The sequence below is a fragment of the Pedobacter sp. UC225_65 genome (genome assembly GCF_042698365.1).
GTDB lineage: Bacteria > Bacteroidota > Bacteroidia > Sphingobacteriales > Sphingobacteriaceae > Pedobacter.
In genome coordinates this window covers 2,349,357-2,368,533 of the sequence record NZ_CP170550.1, presented here as the reverse complement: position 1 = coordinate 2,368,533, position 19,177 = coordinate 2,349,357, and the positions used below count along the sequence as shown (strand labels likewise).

The window sequence follows — 19,177 nt, the reverse complement described above, 5'->3', positions numbered from 1 at the left end:
TTTAATAGTTACATGTAGCGTACAAATACTTACAGGTTTAAAGGTTTCCGTACAGCATATACCATTTCGTCGTAAACGGTTCCATTTTTATAAAAGGTTTCCTTCAGTTCGGCCTCTAGTTTAAATCCTGTTTTTTCCAATACTTTTTGCGATTTGATGTTGGTATCAAAAGTCCGGGCATAGATGCGGGTAATGTCGAAAGTACTGAAACCATAATTGATCATCAATTTGATGGCACTCGGAACAATACCAAGTCCCCAATAATCTTCGGCAATCCAATAACCCATTTCTGCATTTTTGCAGTAAAAATCTGCCTGCGGATGCACACCGATCGAACCTGCAACTTCACCGTTTACCACTATGGCAAATATCTGTAAGGGATTGGATGATAAAGCCAGATTGATAAATGCAATACCATCATCCTGTGTATAAGGGAAGGGGAATTTATTACTTAAGTTTTTGGCAATATTGTAATTGTTGGCGTATTTGACCAAGCTACTCAGGTCGCCATGTTGAAAGGGGCGGAGTTCAAATTCCATAATTTCTGTTTACTATTATTGCTTAACTGCAATTATGACTTGTTTTTACCGCAAAGACATAAGGAGGACTAAGTTGCTGATTGCTTGGTGTACTTCGTGTCTTGGCGGTTGTCATTTTTATTTGCAATTGTTTTTACCACAAAGACACAAGAAGTACTAAGTTGCTGATTGCCTTCTGTATTCCATGTCTTGATGGTTGAGCTTGATCATTTGCTGTTAAAATTTGATCTTATTTTCGCCAGCATCTACACCTTTCATAAACTTGATCATCCCTTCATGTAGGTTTGTTGATCATCATAAAGGCTCATGTGGCTTCCGTTTTTACAATACAGGTAACTTCCATTTTTTAAGGCCGATGCCATCCATTCCATATGTTTAGGGTCCATGGTATCGTATTGTGCACCAATGCTTAAAGTGGGTACAGTAATATTTTTGAGTTGGTTTTTGATGTCCCATTTCAACAATTTACCAGAAACACCAAATTCACTTGGTCCTTGCATGGTTACATACAGCGATTGGTTCATTTTGCTAAAAGACCGATTGATAGGTTCTGGCCATTGGTCGAGCGGAATCCGACAGATATGTTTAACGTAAAAATTCGGCATTAATAGGCCCATATATTCTGGGTTTTCAAAGTCGTTTTTGGCTTCCATATCCCTGATTTTTTTCAATACCTGAGGATCCATCTGTTTGGCCAATACTTCATCTGCATATTTTCCATAGTCAGGAATGCTCGACATCATATTGCTAATGAGTAATCCTTTGAGGTGCTGTTGGTATTTCAGTGCATATTGCATGGCTAAAATTCCACCCCACGAATGGCCCAATAAATAAAAATTGTCTTTGTCCAAGTTCAATGCAACTCTCACCTGTTCTACTTCTTCCACATATCGACCTAGGTCCCACATGGCGGTATCTTTTGGATTGTCTGAATTGCCACAGCCCAATTGATCATAATAGATAAATTCAATGCCTTCTTGTGGCAAAAAACTTTCCATACATTCAAAATACTCGTGCGTAGCACCAGGCCCACCATTTAAAAGCAATACCTTGATTTTGGGATTATTGCCAAAACGTTTGGTCCATACGTTAAACTTTCCCTTTGGGGTTTCGATGGGGATCATTTTTACGCCACCATCCAATACGCCTGTATCTGCTGTTGCAAAATAAGAAGAAGTGCCTTCGGCGGTGTTCTTAGGCGTGCAGGCATAAAAGGAAAGGCAACTTAAAATAATGCCTATGTAAAGTAAGTTTCTGGTCTTCATTGCATTGTGATTTGGTTGAAAGGATGAATATATAAAATTCCCCGCTCTTTTGTATCACATCTGCTTTATTTCACTGGCAGCCCTAAAGGTAGAAGGTACTTGTTTTTTGAAGAGCAGTGCCATTGTGCTGCCGACCATTTTAAATCCAGGAAAATTTAAAGCTATTTCAGGGCATCTAAAACCTTAAACAGTTTTTTGGAGATGCCAGAGCCACTGTAATTGTTGATGTTGATCACAGCAATGTATTTGTTGCCATTTTTGTCGGTATAGTAACCTGCGTAGGCAGAAACATCATTGATGCTGCCACTTTTCAATTTCATGCCATTGTTTTCTGGAAATGAGTTCTGATAAGCAGCAAACCAATCTTCTTTTTGTACCTGAAATAGGATATTGGCCATGGCCAAAGTGGTTACTCTGGTGCCTGGCGAAAGTCCGCTACCATCTAAAATGTTGAGCGCATTTTTATCCAAACCTTTGGCACTCCAATAATTGATCACTGCAGCGGCTCCATTTCTGGTGCTTGGTGTTTTGCCCGATTTCCAGGCAATGGTTTTTAATAACTGCTCGCCATAAAGGTTTACGCTTTTTTTGTTGAACCAGTATACAATCTCACTTAGGTCAGGAGAGCTGATGGTAGATAGTTTTTGGGTTAAACTAGGTACATTTTTGCCATCTAGGTTTAACCTTCTGGCCGTTGTAGCTTGGTTGCTGGCAATATTCAATCTTGCCAAAGTATCTTGTAAGCGATAGGCTGCGTCATAGGCTGGATCAGGTAAAGCCAATGAAATGCCCGCCTTGCCAATTCCCATGCCCCAGGTGCCACGCAGATAGGCCAAGTTGCTGTATGGAGGCAAAAAGGCATAAGCGTTATCTCCAGAGCCTGCAGCACCTGTTTTGAGCTCATTTACTACTTTTAAGTAAGGCATGGCCGGAACGGTTTCTTGGATGCCTACTTCTGCACCAGTACTAGATCCAGGTTTAAGGTGGATGTCGAATTGGTTTTCTCGCCAAGTTAATGAAGAACCTCCTGCACCATAATAATTGCCCATGTCTTGCCAGATCCAGCCTTCGGGCATAGATTGGGTACCGAATAAACTATCGTCGCCAATAATGGCACCTTCAATTTTTTTAATACCTGCTTCTTTAATGGCGGTTACCCAAGTATTCAGTACTACTTTTTCCTTGCTTTGCTCATAACGCCACGAACCTAATGTTGGGTCGCCACCACCGATAATAATGAGGTCGCCCTGTAGCGTACCATCGGCAGTGATCTTTCCGCTATAGGCCAAGGTGGTCTGGTATTTGAAGTCTTTACCCAATACACCAAAAGCAGTTGCCGAGGTGATGGTCTTTAAAGTAGAAGCAGTAGCCAGACCAATGTTCTCGTTTTTGGCATAGATGATTTTTCCTGTTTGCGCATCAAGTATACAAAGTGAGGTGATGGCATATTTGGCCTGCTCATCGGCCACTAGACTTTGATAGGCCTGGTCTAATTTCGCAACTGGAAATTGGGCCAAAGCTAAAACTGGAACTACACTTAAAAGGAAAAATAGGGTTCTTTTGAACATCGAGAGAGGGATAGGTTTAAAACTCGAATGAAATGAGGCTATAGATTTAAGGATGTCCAATTGGACATCCTTAAATTATAAGTGGTGGTTATACCAATTCTTTTCTTACCAGATACTCGGCAATCTGTACAGCATTTGTAGCTGCACCTTTGCGCAGGTTATCGGCAACGATCCACATGTTTAGCGTGTTTGGCATCGATTCGTCTCTACGGATACGGCCCACAAAAACTTCGTCTTTTTCATGTGCATCTTTTGGCATTGGATATTTTAGGTTGGCAATATCGTCAACTACGATAATGCCTTCTGTTTTTGCTAACAATGCAGTTACTTCTGCTATATCAAAATCATTCTCAAATTCGATGTTCACTGACTCAGAGTGACCACCCATTACCGGAATACGAACCGTTGTAGCTGTTAAGCGGATGCTGTCGTCGCCCATAATTTTACGGGTTTCGTTGATCATCTTCATTTCCTCTTTGGTATATCCGTTTTCGGTAAATACATCAATTTGAGGAATTACATTCAAATCGATTTGGTAAGGATAGGCCATTTCGCCATCAAAATTTCCTTTGCGCTCGTTCATCATCTGGTCTACCGCTTTAACACCTGTACCAGTAACCGACTGATAAGTAGAAACCACTACGCGTTTAACGCGATATTTATCATGTAATGGTTTTAACGCCACTACCATTTGGATGGTTGAACAATTTGGGTTGGCGATCATCTTATCGTCGATAGATAAGGTATTGGCATTTACTTCTGGAACAACCAATTTAATGGCTGGATCCATTCTCCAGGCCGAAGAGTTATCGATCACCGTGGTACCCGCTTCTTTAAAACGTGGTGCATGTGCCAATGAGGTGCTTCCGCCAGCAGAAAACAAAGCGATATCTGGTCGCATCCCAATTGCAGTATCCATGCTAACGATTGGAAACTGCTTACCCTTAAACGTAATTAACTTACCAACGCTCTTTTCTGAAGCAACGGGAATTAATTCGCTGATAGGGAAATTTCTTTCTTCCAATACTTTTAACATAACGGTACCTACCAATCCGGTAGCACCTACTACTGCAACTTTCATTTTTCTTTGTTTTTTTATTATATTGAGTTTATTCTTAATATCTACCAAATATGAGAAAAACTTTACTTTTTTTAATGTTACTGAGTGTTAAACTTACATTCGGTCAAGTTTCTGATGATTTTACCGACGGTAATTTCACTTCAAACCCACCTTGGTTGGGTAGTCAAAATTCTTTTTTCGTCAACAATTTTAAGCAGTTGCAGTCTAAGTTAAGTACTACTGCTCAAACAGTTATCTTGGCAACGGCTAATGCTTTGGCACTTAATGTAAAGTGGGAATTTAGTGTGCAGTTGAACTTTGATCCGGCACCAACCAACCAGGCAAGAATTTATTTAATTGCTGATCAGCAGGAGCTAAATGGACCATTAAATGGTTATTTTATCCAGATTGGGGAGACTGGTAACACAGATAGTTACGATCTGTATCGACAAAATGGCACCACCATAAGCAAGATCATAGATGGTCCACCAAAAACCAGAGCCAATGCAAACAGCCTGCTGGCCAGACTTCGCGTAACCAGAAATGAGTTGGGCAAGTGGGAATTGTATACCGATATTACAGGGGGTAAAAACTACGTTTTGGAGGGGACGGTAACTGATCTGACATTTACCAATACCAAGTGGTTTGGCATTTATTGCAGGTATACAGCAATCAGATCTGATGGTTTTATTTTTGACGATTTTAGTGTAGATGAGCTTAGCCCTGATGTAACTGCACCCACTTTGCTCAGTATCAAAACAATAGACGAATTTACAATTGAGGCTACTTTCTCCGAAGGTTTATCACCTGTGTCAGCATTGGTTAACAGCAATTATGAGCTGACTAAACTTGGAAATCCGTTAACTGTTTTGGCTACGGCTCTGCCCAATGTTTATCGATTGACCTTTGCCACTGCCTTATCATCTGGGGCTTATACCTTGACCGTAAATAACGTCACAGATGTTAAAGGGAATAAAATCGGTGCAAATGATAGTGCTAATTTATTTTATGTTAAACCTTATCTGGCCAAAAAAGGTGATGTGGTAATCAATGAAATTTTTGCCGACCCTTTTCCACAGGTAGGCCTACCCAATGCCGAGTTTGTAGAGTTATGGAATACCACAAATGAGTACATCTTATTAAAAGGATGGAAGTATGAAGACCTAACAAGCACCTACACTTTTAACAATGATACCTTAAAACCAAAAGAACTAGTCATCTTAGCTGCCAATGCTGATGTAGGATTGTTTAGTATTTATGGCAAAACGATTGGTTTGAGTACTTGGCCGAGTTTAAATAACGATAAGGATGTTTTAAAGCTATCGAATGGAATAGGAACCGTAATTGATGAAGTGGCCTATACCATTGATTGGTACAAAGATGAACTGAAAAAGCAAGGCGGTTACAGTTTGGAGTTGCTCGATCCCAACAATAGCTGTACGGGTATCCAAAATTGGCAGGCGAGTAATTCTGTTACTGGTGGGACCCCTGGTCAACAGAATACGGTTTATCAACATCAACTCAATGCTGTAGCCCCTAAATTATTACAGGCAAGTATTGTAGATGAGGTAACCATTAGATTGACATTTAGCAAATCTATTGATGATGCTGCAGCTGCGATGGTTGGTAATTACAATATCAATAATGGTATTGGTTCTCCAATTACAGCTAGCCCACAAGGCCCAGTCTTTACAACGGTAGAACTAAAATTCGCAAATCCTTTGGTTAGAGGTGTAGAAAATGTAATTACAGTAAGCAATTTATCCGATTGTGCAGGCAATGTAATAGACCCAAATGCGAATACGGCAAAAATATTTAAAGCCAAGGCCATTCAGAAGGGGGATATTTTAATCAGCGAAATTTTGGTGAACCCCAAAAATGGTGGAGTAGATTTTATCGAGGTCTATAACTATACTGACCATGTGCTCGATCTAAAAGAACTCAAATTAGCGAATGCAGACATAGCGAATGCAAAGGTGGTGAGTAACCTATCGCAATATATTCAACCGAAAACGCATTGGGTACTAACTACAAATCCAACCCTCATCAAGCAGCAGTATCATGTCGATTTTCCAAATCAATTTGTACAACTCAATAGTTTTCCAACCTATAACAATGATAAAGGAACGGTAATCCTACTCAATGAAAATGGTGTAATTGATCAATTGGATTATCACGAAGACATGCACCTGGCCCTTTTGCGAAATGCAGATGGCGTATCATTAGAAAGGGTTTCTTATGTAAAGCCTACTGCTGAGATTGGAAATTTTAAATCTGCTGCTGCTGCGCTTGGTTTTGCTACACCAACTTATCGTAATTCGCAAGAGGAAGACCCAAACCTTGCTAAAAATAAGGTGAGTTTAGTCAATAAAACGTTTTCACCAGATGGCGATGGTTTTGAAGACCTACTGCAGATTGACTATCAATTTGTACACCATGGTCAATTGGCCAACGTTAATATCTATTCTGATCAAGGTATATTGATTCGAAAGTTAGCCAGAAACACCTCAATTGCAACGGCTGGTAATTTTATATGGGATGGCACAAACGACAAAGGGCAACAAAGTAAAGTAGGTATCTACATCATCAAATTTGATGCTTTTGCACTGAATGGAAGGATGGAAAGCTTTAAACAGACCTGTGTATTGGCTGCCAAACTGAATTGAAAAAGAGGCTTTTAGTTTTAAACATTAAGGCCTGAAGAAGATGAAGGTTTTTCTTAACTGCCCTAACTTCTTAATGTCAAAAAGTTTGGCGCAAAATTTCTGTAATGGTGACGAAATCAAAGCAAATAACTCATCTTAATTTAAACAATATGTAAGTGTGGTTGTTCTTTCTTTAAAGATGTTTGTTATGAAATACAGAAAATTGATTGCACAATGTTTGGCCTATAGGTCTAATAACAATGCCCAAGTAGCTGTGGCAGTAATTGCAGGTTTAGCTGCAGGCGCAGTAATTAGTGTTTTATTTGCACCAGCTCAAGGTACGGATACGCGGAGATTGATTTCGAAAAAGGCGAAGGACCTAGGCAACACTGTTAAAGATTCTTATGCTTCAATAATGGACAAAATGAATGGTGCTACCCAAATGGCCGAAACTGAAGCCCCTCTTTTTGTACGTAAAGCCACAAAAAGGAATAATCCTGCTGTTAAAAATCATATTCAAGAAACCGGTAAAGGGGAGCATACAGAACAATCAATCAGCTAAAGATAAATTAAAAACCTATTTTTAGGTTCTATCTGTTGCTATGATTTTCATTCTCTCTAAAGTACTACTGTTTCTGATCAAACCCTTAATTTGGTCTTGTTGTTTATTTATTTTCGCATTGTTTAATAAAAGTGCATGGAAACGTAAGCGATTGTTGATTGCAGGAGTAGTGGTGCTGTTATTGTTTTCGAATGGATTTATTTTTGGTAAAGTGGCCAATGCCTACGAAGCTGATTATCCACCAAATCATACTTACGATGTTGGCATTGTTCTGGGAGGATTTTCTGGAATCAATACCAGGAACAACCAAATCAGCTTTGCCTCAAGTGGCGACCGCTTGTTCCAAACATTGTCTTTGTACAAAAAAGGAAAAATAAAAAGAATCTTGATTACCAGTGGCAATGGGAGTTTAACAGGTGTAGGTGTTAAAGAGGCTGATGTGGCACATGATTATCTTAAAGAAATTGGTATTCCCGACTCTGCCCTAATTATAGAAAACCAAAGTAGGAATACCATAGAAAATGCAGCCAATTGTTATCAATTGCTAAAAAAGGAAGCACCTCAGGCTAAGGTCTTGGTAATTACCAGTGCTTGGCATATTCCAAGGGCCAAACTTATCTTTTCTAAATATTTTGGTGAAAACTTAAATTACTATCCAACCAATTTTATCGGAAAAACCGAATTTGGTTGGACAGATTTTATTGTTCCAAGTGCCGAAGTTTTAAGCAATTGGGAGTTGATTTTTAAGGAATGGATTGGTCTGGTAGTGGATAAGTTTAGGGTATAGTTATAGCAACTGTGTATTTACATAGTTGAAGCTGGTTTTAACAGAGCCTAACTCATCAGGTTTGTAATTGAACTCATGTTCTACAAAATAGTGTTTTACTCCGGCCAATTTCGCTTGTGCAAATATGGGTTTAAAATCTATGGCTCCTTGTCCAATTTCCGTATTTACATTTTTATCCATTTTGTCAATATCCTTTACATGCCACATCTTAAACCTGTTGGGATGAGCTTTAAACAAGGCTAGCGGATCGGCTGCAGATCTAACTGCCCAATAAAGGTCTAGTTCGAAATCTACCAGGTTTTTATCTGTTTCGTTCAATAGGATTTCATAACCTGTTGTATCCCCAAATTTGGTAAACTCAAAATCGTGGTTATGGTAAGCCAGTTTTAAACCAGAAGCTTTGCATAAAGTTCCTCCTTCATTTAATTTCGCAGCAATCTTTTTAAAATCGTCGGCTGTTTTTCTGAGTGGTGCCTGCAGATAAGGAACGGTAATGTATTCGCCACCGGTAATATTTGCTGCCTCAATATAGGCTTTCAGTACATCTGGGTTTTTACCATCAATAAAGTGGTCCATTTCATAGTGTCCGCTTGGTGCTTTTAAACCGTGCTGTTTTAACAATGCTGCAAATGCCTTAGGATCTAATCCCCAAAATTTGTTCTTTAAAGAATAATCAAAGGTTTCTACTTCTTTGTAGCCAATTTCGGCTACTTTGGCAATGATTCCTTTTACATCTTTAGGGATGAGGTCTCTTAAGCTGTACAATTGCAGGCCGACCGCATGTTTAGCTTTTTCTATTGAACATGCCAACGATGGCATTAAGGCAACACTAGCGGCCAATATACTTGATTGTTTGATAAAGGTTCTTCTAGAATTCATATCTTAGAATTGAAGGGGTTAGACGAATAAGGTTTAAACGTTGGTTTCTGTTTTGGTTTTATCATTAAATAAAAGGGCAAACAAAAGAAATACCACAAAAGCGATAACTGCAGGAATGATCCAGATTATTTTCCAATCGAAGCCACTGCCATCGGCATAAGCATAACTATCTTTGATCATGCCTGCGATAGCAAAACCGATCAGCATGCCAATGCCATAGGTAGCTAGGGTAATCAATCCTTGTGCCGAACTTTTAAAACGTTCGCCTGCTTTAGAATTGGTATAAATCTGGCCAGAAACAAAGAAGAAATCATAACAGATGCCATGTAAAGCGATACCCAATATCAACATAAAACTCAGTTCGCCTGCATTACCATAGGCAAAAAATACATAACGGATGGCCCAAGCAATCATGCCAACCAAGATTGTTTTTTTGAAGCCGAATTTTTTGAAGAAAATAGGAATAAACAACAAGAACAAGACTTCAGAAGCTTGTCCGATGGTCATTTTACCCGTAGGATTATCTACCCCAATGGTCGACAGGAACAAGTTGGCATTTTGATAATAAAAAGCCAAAGGGATACAGATCAAGATGGATGATACAAAAAAATCAAGAAGTTTTTATCTTTTAATAGTTTTAAGGCATCTAGACCCAACAACTCCGAAACTTTTACTTTTTCTCCTGTAGCCACTTTAGGTGGTGTTTTTGGCAAGGCAAAACTAAATACGCCCAAAACCAAAGAAGCAATACCTGCCATTAAAAAAGTGTTTTTTAACAGACCCGCACCTGTACCTGCTTGAGAATCCCAGTGGAAATAGTAACTGATCAACAACCCCGCCGCGATCCAACCTAATGTACCCCAGATCCTGATGGTCGAAAACTCTTTTTCTGGGTCTTTCATCTGGTTAAAGGAAACAGAGTTAACCAAGGCCAATGTTGGCATATACAATACCATGTAGGCAAATACATAAGGATAAAATACAGTAATGTCAGTTGCTTTGTACATCTGATACATCAATATGGCACCGATGAGGTGCAGGATGCCCAAAATTTTCTCTGCATTAAAATAACGGTCTGCAATAAGGCCGATAATGAATGGTGCGATGATGGCTCCCCAAGATTGGGTAGAGAAAACTGCAGCAGTCTGCGAACCTGAGGCGGTTAGATTTGCTGCTAAAAAAGTACCTAATGTTACAAACCATGCGCCCCAGATAAAAAATTCTAGGAACATCATCAATGACAGTTTGATTCGGATAGTTGGGTTCATTTTTTTTAAGGTTTAAGGTATAGGGTTTTGGGTTTAAGGTGCATGGCGCAATTAACCTTACGCCTTTTACCTTACTGCCTTTAACCTTTCTATTTTAGTTCTTTGATCATGATGTTTTTGTACCAAACATCATCGCCATGGTCTTGAAGGGCGATCTTGCCAGTTTTGTAGGTTCCAAAACCTTCCCATTTGGCAAATTTGCTACCTGCGATCAATGCTTTCCAATTGTCATCCCACATGGTGGTATTTACTACTTTTACACCATTTAAAATAAAGGTCAGTTTTCCTTTATTGCTAATGATCTCTGCTTTGTTCCATTCGCCAACTGGTTTAACCGGTTCAGAAGTACTTTTGATCATATCGTACAAATCTCCAGCCCTGTGTTTGGTGATCTTGCCATCAGGATGTCCATCATTGTCCAACACTTGCATTTCAGGTCCGGTTAAGTACGTTTGTCCGTATTTAGGGTCTTCATGTACATAAAAGATAACCCCACTGTTTGCCTTTGGCGCTACTTTCCATTCTAATTTTAAATGAAAATTTGAATAGGCTTTGTCCGAAACCAAGTCGCCACCACCATCAGCACCTTTTTTGGTAGGGCTCATGTGTAAAGCACCATCTTGTACTTCCCAAGCCGAACCTACGGTAGTTTTGTTGTAAGTATGCCAGCCTTTGGTAGTTTTACCATCAAAAAGAGCGGTAAACCCTTTTTCTTTTTTAGTTTGTGCTGTAGCGCCAAAACCTATGGTAGCTACTAGTATTGTCGATAATAAGAATTGTTTCATTATTGATGAGTTTAGGTTGATTGTTAAATGTTAAGCGCCCAAAGTCCAGCCTTGGCGATATTCTCTCTTCACAAATTGGTTCACATCGTCAAAATTGGTCACTTTCATCTGCTCATTGTCCCAAAGTAACTTGGTATATCTTCCAGGATAAGTAATTTTTCCATCAGCAGCTTTGCGTTGTACATCAGCCCCACGGATGGCTAGATTTGCCATCAATAAAGCCTCAGTCAAAGGACCAGCAATTTCAAAAGGAGAACTTAGCTCATTTTTACCATGCCCTGCAATACAGGCCTCTACCCATTGAGCGTAGTGACCGTTGGCCTGATCTTTTACACGTGCAAATTTTTCAGCTACCTTAATGTTCGCATTTTTGCTCAATGGCAACAAACGAGGGTTGGCACTATAGGTGCTGCTCATCATTTTGCCTTTGGTACCAATAAATAAGGTTCCATTACCACCGTCGCCAAAAGTTTCGTTGGCCTGTAGTTCCTCAGGTCTTTCTGGCTGTATACCACCATCCATCCAATGTACCGTTACATCACCTTTGGTTTTGTTGGTTTTAGGGAATTTTAGGGTTACATGACTAGAAGGAGGACAGCTGTCGGGGAAATAGCCACGTTTAAACTCATCTATATAGACAGAGCCAACGCTAGCCTGCACTTCGCTTGCATATTTTAAATTGAGTACGCTAAATGGAGCTTCCAATAAGTGGCAACCCATATCGCCTAAGGCACCTGTTCCATAATCCCACCAGCCGCGCCAGTTAAATGGCACTAATTTTTCTACATAGTCTTTAAATGGAGCAGTGCCTAACCAAAGGTCCCAATCTAGTTCTTTAGGAATATCAGCTTTATTGGCCGACCACGGAATACCTTGTGGCCAAACCGGGCGGTCTGTCCATGCATATACGGTATGTACATCCCCAATCAAACCTGCATCGTACCATTCTTTCATTTGGCGTGGACCATCGTTAGAAGCTCCTTGGTTACCCATTTGTGTAACCACTTTGTATTTTTTAGCGGCTGCCGTTAAAGCACGGGCCTCATAAATATCATGGGTTAATGGTTTTTGAACATATACGTGTTTGCCCAATTGCATGGCCGCCAAGGTTTGAACCGCATGGTTATGGTCTGGTGTAGAAACAGAAACAGCGTCAAAGTTTTTGTGTTCTTTGTCGTACATTTCTCTCCAATCTTTGTAGAATTTCGCTTTAGGGAAAGCTTTTACGCTATCTGCAGCTCTACGTGTATCTACATCGCAAAGGAAACCAATATCGGCTTTGCCACTTTGCGCAAACATAGCAATATCACTTTTACCTTTACCACCAACACCTACGCCTGCAATGATCAAACGATCACTTGGTGCTAAAAATCCTTGTCCACCTAAAACATGGCGTGGAACGATCATAAATGCAGCGGTTGCAATTGCCCCAGTCTTCAGGAAATCGCGTCTGCTTGTTGCTTCGGTTTCTTTTTTTACATTATCCATTTGGGCTGATTTTTTATGTTCGATGTTATTTTTTTAACGATAAGATATACTTGGTCATCAATTTAGCATCATCTTCGGTGATTTTTGAGTGTGGTGTCATTGGTACCGGACCCCAAACACCTTTGCCACCTTTGATCATCTTGCCTGCCAATAGGCTGATGTTTGCTTCAGTTGCAGGATATTTGGCTGCAATGTCTTTGTAAGAAGGCCCGATCAGTTTGTTTTCTGTATGGTGGCAGCCCACACAATCTGATTTGACGATCAATAATTCGCCCGGTTCCATCGGCGCTTTTGATTCCGTTGGGGTACTGGCTGTTGAACTCGAACTGCTGGTTTGCTCTGTACTTGAGCCACCACAAGCTGCTAAAAATAAAGTGATTGCGCTTAAAAATAAAAGTGTTTTCTTCATGGTAATCTATATGCCTAAAATTGTTTTGTTAAAATTTAAATCTCCCCCCGATGCCGCAAAGTCGTCAAATGCTTTGGCGGTTACCGGGATAATGTGGTTTTTGATAAATTCGGCACCTTCTCTAGCACCGGTTTCCGAATCCTTAATGCAGCATTCCCACTCCATTACGGCCCAACCCTTAAAATCGTATTGTGCCAATTTACTAAAGATACGTTTAAAATCTACCTGTCCATCACCTGGCGAACGGTATCTGCCAGCTCTGTTTGCCCAGCTTTGGTAACCTCCGAAAGTGCCTTGTTTGCCCGTAGGGTTAAATTCGGCATCTTTTACATGGAAGGCCTTGATTCTTTCGTGATAAAAATCGATGTATTGGATATAATCTAGTTGTTGCAATACAAAGTGTGATGGGTCGTAAAGCAAACAGGCCCTTTGATGTTGGTTAACCTTATCTAAGAACATTTCGTAGGTTTCGCCATCAAATAGGTCTTCCCCAGGGTGGATTTCGTAACAAACATCAACCCCACAATTGTCAAACTCATTTAAAATGGGTAGCCAGCGTTTGGCCAGTTCGGTAAAGCCATCTTCTACCAATCCTGCTGGTCTTTGTGGCCAAGGATGGAAAGTATGCCATAACAGCGAACCGCTAAAAGTGGCATGTGCATTTAAACCTAAATTCTGCGAAGCCTTTGCTGCGTATTTTAATTGCTGGATGGCCCATTCGGTTCTGGCTTTTGGATTGTTCTTTACCTCATCAGCTGCAAAAGCATCAAATAATTGATCATAAGCTGGATTAACAGCTACCAATTGTCCCTGCAGGTGTGTAGAAAGCTCGGTCATGACCAAGCCATGGGCTGCAACCTTTGCGGTGAGTTCATCTGCATAGGTCTTACTTTCTGCTGCTAATTTGAGGTCTATAAAACGTTTGTCTAAAGTGGGCATTTGTATGCCTTTGAAACCTAAATCTGCTGCCCATTGGCAGATTCCATCTAATGAATTAAATGGGGCTTGGTCTCCAATAAATTGGGCTAAAAATATGGCTGGTCCTTGTATCGTTGTCATTGTTTTAAATTTTAAAATCAAACCATTTCAGGTCCGATTTGCTCGAGGCCACTACATTCTCTATAAATGCCATCCCACGTACACCATCTTTTGCTGTAGGGAAATCCAACATTTCAGCTGTAGGCTTTACTCCACTTTGTTGGGCCAGTAAGGTAAGGGCAAAGTTTTTGTAAATATTGGCAAAAGCTTCTAGGTATCCTTCTGGATGGCCGGCTGGTGTCCTGCTATTAAATTGTGCGATGTTGCTTAAATAAGCATTGCCTGTTCTATAGATTTGGGTAGGTTGGTCTAACCATTTTACAATTAAGGTATTTGGTTCCATCTGGTGCCATTCGATACCACCTTTTTCTCCATACACATAAATTTTTAGTGCATTTTCTTCGCCAGCTGCAATCTGTGAAGCCATTAAGATTCCATTGGCCCCATTATTGAATTTCAACAGAACATTGCCATCGTCGTCTAATGCCCTGTCTGGTACTACAGTATTTAGGTCGGCACAAATTTTACTGATTTCTAAGCCAGAAATATATTCTGCCAATTGTGCGGCATGTGTACCTATATCGCCCATGCAACCGCTTATACCACTTTTGTTAGGGTCTGTACGCCAGGCTGCTTGTTTGTTATCACTTTGTGCAGGTAGACTTAACCAACCTTGCGGATATTCGACACATACCTTTCTGATTTTGCCAAAAACACCATCTTTTACCATCTGCTTGGCCTGTTTAACCATCGGATAGCCTGAATAGGTATGTGTTAAGCACAGCAATAAGCCTGTTTCTTCTACCTTTTGTTGCAAGGCTTTGGCCTCTGTAAGGCTAAAAGTAATCGGCTTATCTATCACCACATTAAAACCATGTTCCAAAGCCATCATTGCAGGTTCAAAATGCAGGTGATTGGGGGTAACAATGCTTACAAAATGCATTCTTTCGTTTGCTGGCAATTGGCTTTCGGCACTAAACATTTCTTGGTAGCTTCCATAACTCCTGTCTGCGGGTAGAAACAAGTCTTTACCCGATAGTTTTGCTGTTTCTGGGTTGCTGCTTAGGGCACCACAACAAAGTTCTATTAAACCATCTAGGTTTGCCGCCATGCGATGGACCGCCCCAATAAAGGCCTGTTTTCCGCCGCCGATCATTCCCATTCTTATCTTTTGCTGCATCATAATTATATAGGTGTAGGGTTTGGGGTGTAAGGTATAGGGTTTGATTAAACAAACCTTATACCTTAATCTTTCTACCTTTTGCCTTTTTTAAATATTTCCTTTCTTTAATTCGCTAACGGCATAATCGCATGCCCTAGCGGTTAAAGCCATATACGTTAATGATGGATTTTGACATGCTGCCGAAGGCATACATGATCCATCGGTTACAAACACATTTTTAACTTCGTGCATTTGATTCCATTTGTTCAACACCGAAGTTTTAGGGTCTTTGCCCATTCTGGCCGTACCCATTTCGTGAATGGCCATACCTGGTGTTGAACCATTATCGTAAGTTGACACTTTTTTGATGCCCGCTGCTTCTAGCATTTCTGCTGCGTCGTTCATCATGTCTTTACGCATCTTAAATTCGTTGTCTTTAAATTCGCAATCAATAGCCAATACAGGTTGTCCCCATTTGTCTTTTTTGCTTTTATCGATGTAAACACGATTTTCGTGATAAGGTAATGATTCTCCAAAACCACCTAAGCCCATGTTCCAGATTCCAGGTGTAGAGATCAGGTCTTTAAAATCGCCACCAAAAGCCAACTCGGCAATGTCATTGTGCCAGCCAGAGCGACTTGCACCACCTTGATAACCAAAACCACGTACATAATCACGTTTGTCGTTGCCTACATTTCTGTAACGTGGAATATAAATTCCATTGGCTCTTTTGCCATAGGTATATTTATCGTCAAAACCTTCTGCCTGACCGGAGGCCCCACAGCGGAAATGGTGGTCCATTAAGTTATGGCCCAATTCGCCACTGCCGTTTCCTAAGCCATTAGGGTGTTCTGCCGAAGTAGAATTTAACAATAAGAAAGTAGTACCCAAAGTAGAACCATTCACAAAAACGATCTTGGCAAAATATTCGATGTGCTCATTAGTCTCGGCATCTATAATGCGTACACCTTTGGCTTTTTGGGTTTCTTTGTCGTAAATAATTTCGTTTACAATAGAGAAAGGACGTAGTTTTAAATTGCCTGTAGCCATAGCCGCAGGAAGGGTAGAAGACTGGGTGCTGAAATAAGCACCAAATGGACAGCCACGGCTACATAGGTTCCTGTATTGGCAACTGCCCCTACCACCATGTTCTACGGTAAGGTTGGCCGTGCGACCAATGGTCATGATCCTTGCTCTTTTATATTTCTCTTCAATACGTTGTTTAACCGATTTTTCTACACAGTTCATTTCCATTGGCGGTAAAAAATGTCCATCAGGAAAGTGAGGGTAGTTTTCTACAGAGCCACTAATGCCTGCAAATTTCTCTGCATAATCATACCAAGGAGCAATGTCTTTGTAACGGATCGGCCAATCTACGCCATGTCCGTCTTTTGCATTTTCTTCAAAGTTCAGGTCGCTTAAGCGGTAACTTTGGCGGCCCCACATCAAAGATTTTCCACCTACGTGAAAACCACGGTACCAGTCGAATCTTTTAACTTCGGTATATGGGCATTCCAAGTCGTTTACCCAAAAACTTTCATTGTATTCTTGATAGGGATAATCTCTTTTTTGGACAGGGTGAGTTGCCTTTTGCGCTTCGGTTAACCTGCCACGGTGTTCAAATTCCCAAGGCTTTTTCATGGCCGTGGTATAATCTTTAATATGTTCTATGTTTCTGCCACGTTCTAGTAGCAATACTTTTAATCCTTTTTCAGTCAGTTCTTTTGCTGCCCAACCTCCACTTATTCCAGATCCTACAACAATGGCATCGTAAGTGTTTTCTGCTGTTGCTTTTATATTTAAGTTCATTATCAAATGGGATAAGGTTTATGCATAAACTCTTTGACCTGGTTTAAGGTCAACACAGCCATCGTAACGGCCAGGGATTTCAACAAATTCATATGCTTTTGTTGCACCCACTTCTGAAGTAAAGAAACCCAACATGGTCAAGTCTCTGGCAATGGCAAAAAACTGAGGTGTTGTTTTTGGTTTCTCTTTGGCTGCCATTGGGTTGCCCGCTTTTTCTTTTTCAGGAGCAGCAGCCTTGGTATCTTGTTCTAGTTTCGCAGCTGCGGCATTTTTATCGTTTTCCTCTTTTTGGGCGGCAACGGTTTCATCACGTACTTTTGTAATGAGCTGTTCGCGTTCTTTTACAGAAATGTCGAGGAATGATTTTCCGAAATCTTTTTTCGATCTGGTTTCAATGTCTTCCAGACCTTTTACAAAGGCTTTTTGAGCATCTTCAGGATAACAATCTTTAACCATCATGGTAATAAATGGTCCTACATTGGCTGCTTTGGCACCAGGCGATTTTTGGGTAGTAGGAATGATGATATCGGCAATTTCAGCAACTAATTTTTCTTGGTCTGTAGTGAAAAGGCTTCCGTTGGTTTTTCCGGGTTCATTACAGCTGTCGAATAAAGTAGCGATTGTGGTGGCAGATAATGCCCCTCCAATTAAAAAAGCGACACTTTTTACGGCTTCTCTTCTGTCCATACGATTATAGTTAGGTTTTGTGCAATTAAATTAATTAAAAAATATGAAGAATGAGCATCTATTGCATTAATTTATAAAGACTCTAGGTCTTAATATTGTACAAAATACACTTAGGTGGATGTGGAGCCAATACGGCAATTGTAAAAATTAGTTTACATTAATAAAACGTTTTACCTATTATAAGGTTTGACGCATTTTTTTACCTTTGTTGCCATACCCATGATTGTATGAACGAAAAGATATTGGTTTTAGGTTCTAATGGACAAATTGGAACTGAATTGGTTACCGCTTTGCGAAAGGCTTATCAGAATGATAATGTAATTGCATGCGATATTAGAAGACCTGATTACGAGACTAAAAATGCTGGGCCATTTGAATTTGTAAACGTTTTAGATAAAGAGATTTTAAAAGAGATCTTTCAAAAATATAAACCGACGCAAGTTTACCTATTGGCTGCGCTATTGTCTGCCACAGGCGAACAAAACCCAAAATTAGCTTGGGATTTGAACATGAACGGCCTGTTGAACGTACTTGATCTGGCCTTGGTGTATAAAACAGCAAAAGTTTATTGGCCAAGTTCAATTGCCGTTTTTGGTCCAAACTCGCCAAAAGAAAATACACCACAATATTGCACCATGGATCCCAATACGGTTTACGGAATTAGTAAATTAGCTGGAGAACGTTGGTGCGAATATTACCATCAGAAATATAACTTGGACGTAAGAAGTATCCGTTACCCAGGATTGATCAGTTGGAAGGCTGCCCCAGGGGGAGGAACAACCGATTATGCGATCCATATTTTTCATGAGGCCTTAAAAAAAGGAAGTTATGCTTCGTTTTTATCTGCAACCACAGAACTGCCGATGATGTATATGGACGATGCGATCAGAGGTACGATCGAGTTGATGGATGCACCAGCAGCGCAGATTGGCATCAGGTCTAGTTATAATTTTGCAGGAGTAAGTTTTACGCCAGAAGTTTTGGCAGCAGAAATTCGTAAACATATACCAGAATTTAAATTAACTTACACCGAAAATGATCCACGTCAAGCTATTGCAGATAGCTGGCCAAAATCTATTGACGATAGTTTTGCAAAAAAGGATTGGTTATGGAAACCAGAATTTGATCTGGCGAACATGACAGAAAACATGTTAAAAAACTTAAAGAAATAAATAAGGTATAGGAATTTGAGGTTGAAGATCTCAACGCTCATCATTCCATACCAA

General features: G+C 40.2%; 16 protein-coding genes and 1 pseudogene. 4 read left to right on the top strand and 13 right to left on the bottom strand.

Annotated elements, in window-relative coordinates; all coding sequences use genetic code 11:
• Window positions 1-29 precede the first annotated feature (29 nt).
• From ACFJIZ_RS12430 to ACFJIZ_RS12415, 4 genes are all read right to left on the bottom strand, one after another.
• Entirely contained in the window at window positions 30-539 is a 510-nt protein-coding gene (locus tag ACFJIZ_RS12430) for a GNAT family N-acetyltransferase (RefSeq protein WP_379084350.1), read from the bottom strand.
• 266 nt (window positions 540-805) lie between these two features.
• Entirely contained in the window at window positions 806-1,804 is a 999-nt protein-coding gene (locus ACFJIZ_RS12425; RefSeq protein WP_379084347.1) for a proline iminopeptidase-family hydrolase, read from the bottom strand.
• Window positions 1,805-1,965: 161 nt separating this feature from the next.
• Window positions 1,966-3,372 carry a D-alanyl-D-alanine carboxypeptidase/D-alanyl-D-alanine-endopeptidase gene (gene dacB / locus ACFJIZ_RS12420; protein WP_379084344.1) on the bottom strand — a complete coding sequence of 469 codons (1,407 nt, stop codon included), beginning with the start codon at window positions 3,370-3,372 and terminating at the stop codon, window positions 1,966-1,968.
• An 88-nt stretch (window positions 3,373-3,460) separates the two neighbouring features.
• Window positions 3,461-4,453, bottom strand: coding sequence for an aspartate-semialdehyde dehydrogenase (locus ACFJIZ_RS12415; protein WP_379084341.1), 993 nt, complete (start codon window positions 4,451-4,453; stop codon window positions 3,461-3,463).
• Window positions 4,454-4,527: 74 nt separating this feature from the next.
• Here ACFJIZ_RS12415 and ACFJIZ_RS12410 point away from each other — a divergent pair, with 74 nt between their 5' ends.
• The 3 genes from ACFJIZ_RS12410 (at window position 4,528) to ACFJIZ_RS12400 (ending at window position 8,426) form a co-directional block, all read left to right on the top strand.
• A complete protein-coding gene (locus ACFJIZ_RS12410) occupies window positions 4,528-7,098 on the top strand; it encodes a lamin tail domain-containing protein (protein WP_379084338.1) in 2,571 nt (856 codons plus the stop codon).
• 187 nt (window positions 7,099-7,285) lie between these two features.
• Window positions 7,286-7,639 carry a YtxH domain-containing protein gene (locus ACFJIZ_RS12405; RefSeq protein WP_379084335.1) on the top strand — a complete coding sequence of 118 codons (354 nt, stop codon included), beginning with the start codon at window positions 7,286-7,288 and terminating at the stop codon, window positions 7,637-7,639.
• A gap of 118 nt (window positions 7,640-7,757) precedes the next feature.
• On the top strand, window positions 7,758-8,426 hold the full coding sequence (locus tag ACFJIZ_RS12400; protein ID WP_379084333.1) for a YdcF family protein: 669 nt from the start codon (window positions 7,758-7,760) through the stop codon (window positions 8,424-8,426).
• Here ACFJIZ_RS12400 and ACFJIZ_RS12395 read toward each other — a convergent pair whose 3' ends face one another.
• The 9 genes and pseudogenes from ACFJIZ_RS12395 to ACFJIZ_RS12355 all read right to left on the bottom strand — a co-directional run bounded on the left by ACFJIZ_RS12395 (window position 8,427) and on the right by ACFJIZ_RS12355 (window position 17,951).
• Window positions 8,427-9,305, bottom strand: coding sequence for a sugar phosphate isomerase/epimerase family protein (locus ACFJIZ_RS12395; RefSeq protein ID WP_379084330.1), 879 nt, complete (start codon window positions 9,303-9,305; stop codon window positions 8,427-8,429).
• Window positions 9,306-9,338: 33 nt separating this feature from the next.
• Window positions 9,339-10,573 (bottom strand): annotated as a pseudogene (locus ACFJIZ_RS12390) (MFS transporter).
• 89 nt (window positions 10,574-10,662) lie between these two features.
• Window positions 10,663-11,358 (bottom strand): DUF1080 domain-containing protein, encoded by a 696-nt coding sequence (locus tag ACFJIZ_RS12385; RefSeq protein WP_379084327.1) that lies wholly within the window; start codon window positions 11,356-11,358, stop codon window positions 10,663-10,665.
• A gap of 30 nt (window positions 11,359-11,388) precedes the next feature.
• Window positions 11,389-12,846: a Gfo/Idh/MocA family protein gene (locus ACFJIZ_RS12380; protein WP_379084324.1), complete on the bottom strand. Its 1,458-nt coding sequence runs from the start codon at window positions 12,844-12,846 to the stop codon at window positions 11,389-11,391.
• 25 nt (window positions 12,847-12,871) lie between these two features.
• Window positions 12,872-13,255 carry a c-type cytochrome gene (locus tag ACFJIZ_RS12375; RefSeq protein ID WP_379084321.1) on the bottom strand — a complete coding sequence of 128 codons (384 nt, stop codon included), beginning with the start codon at window positions 13,253-13,255 and terminating at the stop codon, window positions 12,872-12,874.
• A 6-nt stretch (window positions 13,256-13,261) separates the two neighbouring features.
• A complete protein-coding gene (locus ACFJIZ_RS12370) occupies window positions 13,262-14,314 on the bottom strand; it encodes a sugar phosphate isomerase/epimerase family protein (RefSeq protein ID WP_379084318.1) in 1,053 nt (350 codons plus the stop codon).
• 4 nt (window positions 14,315-14,318) lie between these two features.
• Window positions 14,319-15,473 carry a Gfo/Idh/MocA family protein gene (locus tag ACFJIZ_RS12365; protein ID WP_379084315.1) on the bottom strand — a complete coding sequence of 385 codons (1,155 nt, stop codon included), beginning with the start codon at window positions 15,471-15,473 and terminating at the stop codon, window positions 14,319-14,321.
• Between the two features lie 90 nt (window positions 15,474-15,563).
• The gene (locus tag ACFJIZ_RS12360) at window positions 15,564-17,264 is read right to left on the bottom strand and encodes a GMC oxidoreductase (protein ID WP_379084312.1); all 1,701 of its coding nucleotides are present in this window, start codon (window positions 17,262-17,264) and stop codon (window positions 15,564-15,566) included.
• Window positions 17,265-17,282: 18 nt separating this feature from the next.
• Window positions 17,283-17,951, bottom strand: coding sequence for a gluconate 2-dehydrogenase subunit 3 family protein (locus ACFJIZ_RS12355; protein WP_379084309.1), 669 nt, complete (start codon window positions 17,949-17,951; stop codon window positions 17,283-17,285).
• 227 nt (window positions 17,952-18,178) lie between these two features.
• Between ACFJIZ_RS12355 and ACFJIZ_RS12350 the strand changes: the two genes are divergently transcribed.
• Entirely contained in the window at window positions 18,179-19,123 is a 945-nt protein-coding gene (locus ACFJIZ_RS12350; protein WP_379084306.1) for an NAD-dependent epimerase/dehydratase family protein, read from the top strand.
• Window positions 19,124-19,177 lie beyond the last annotated feature (54 nt).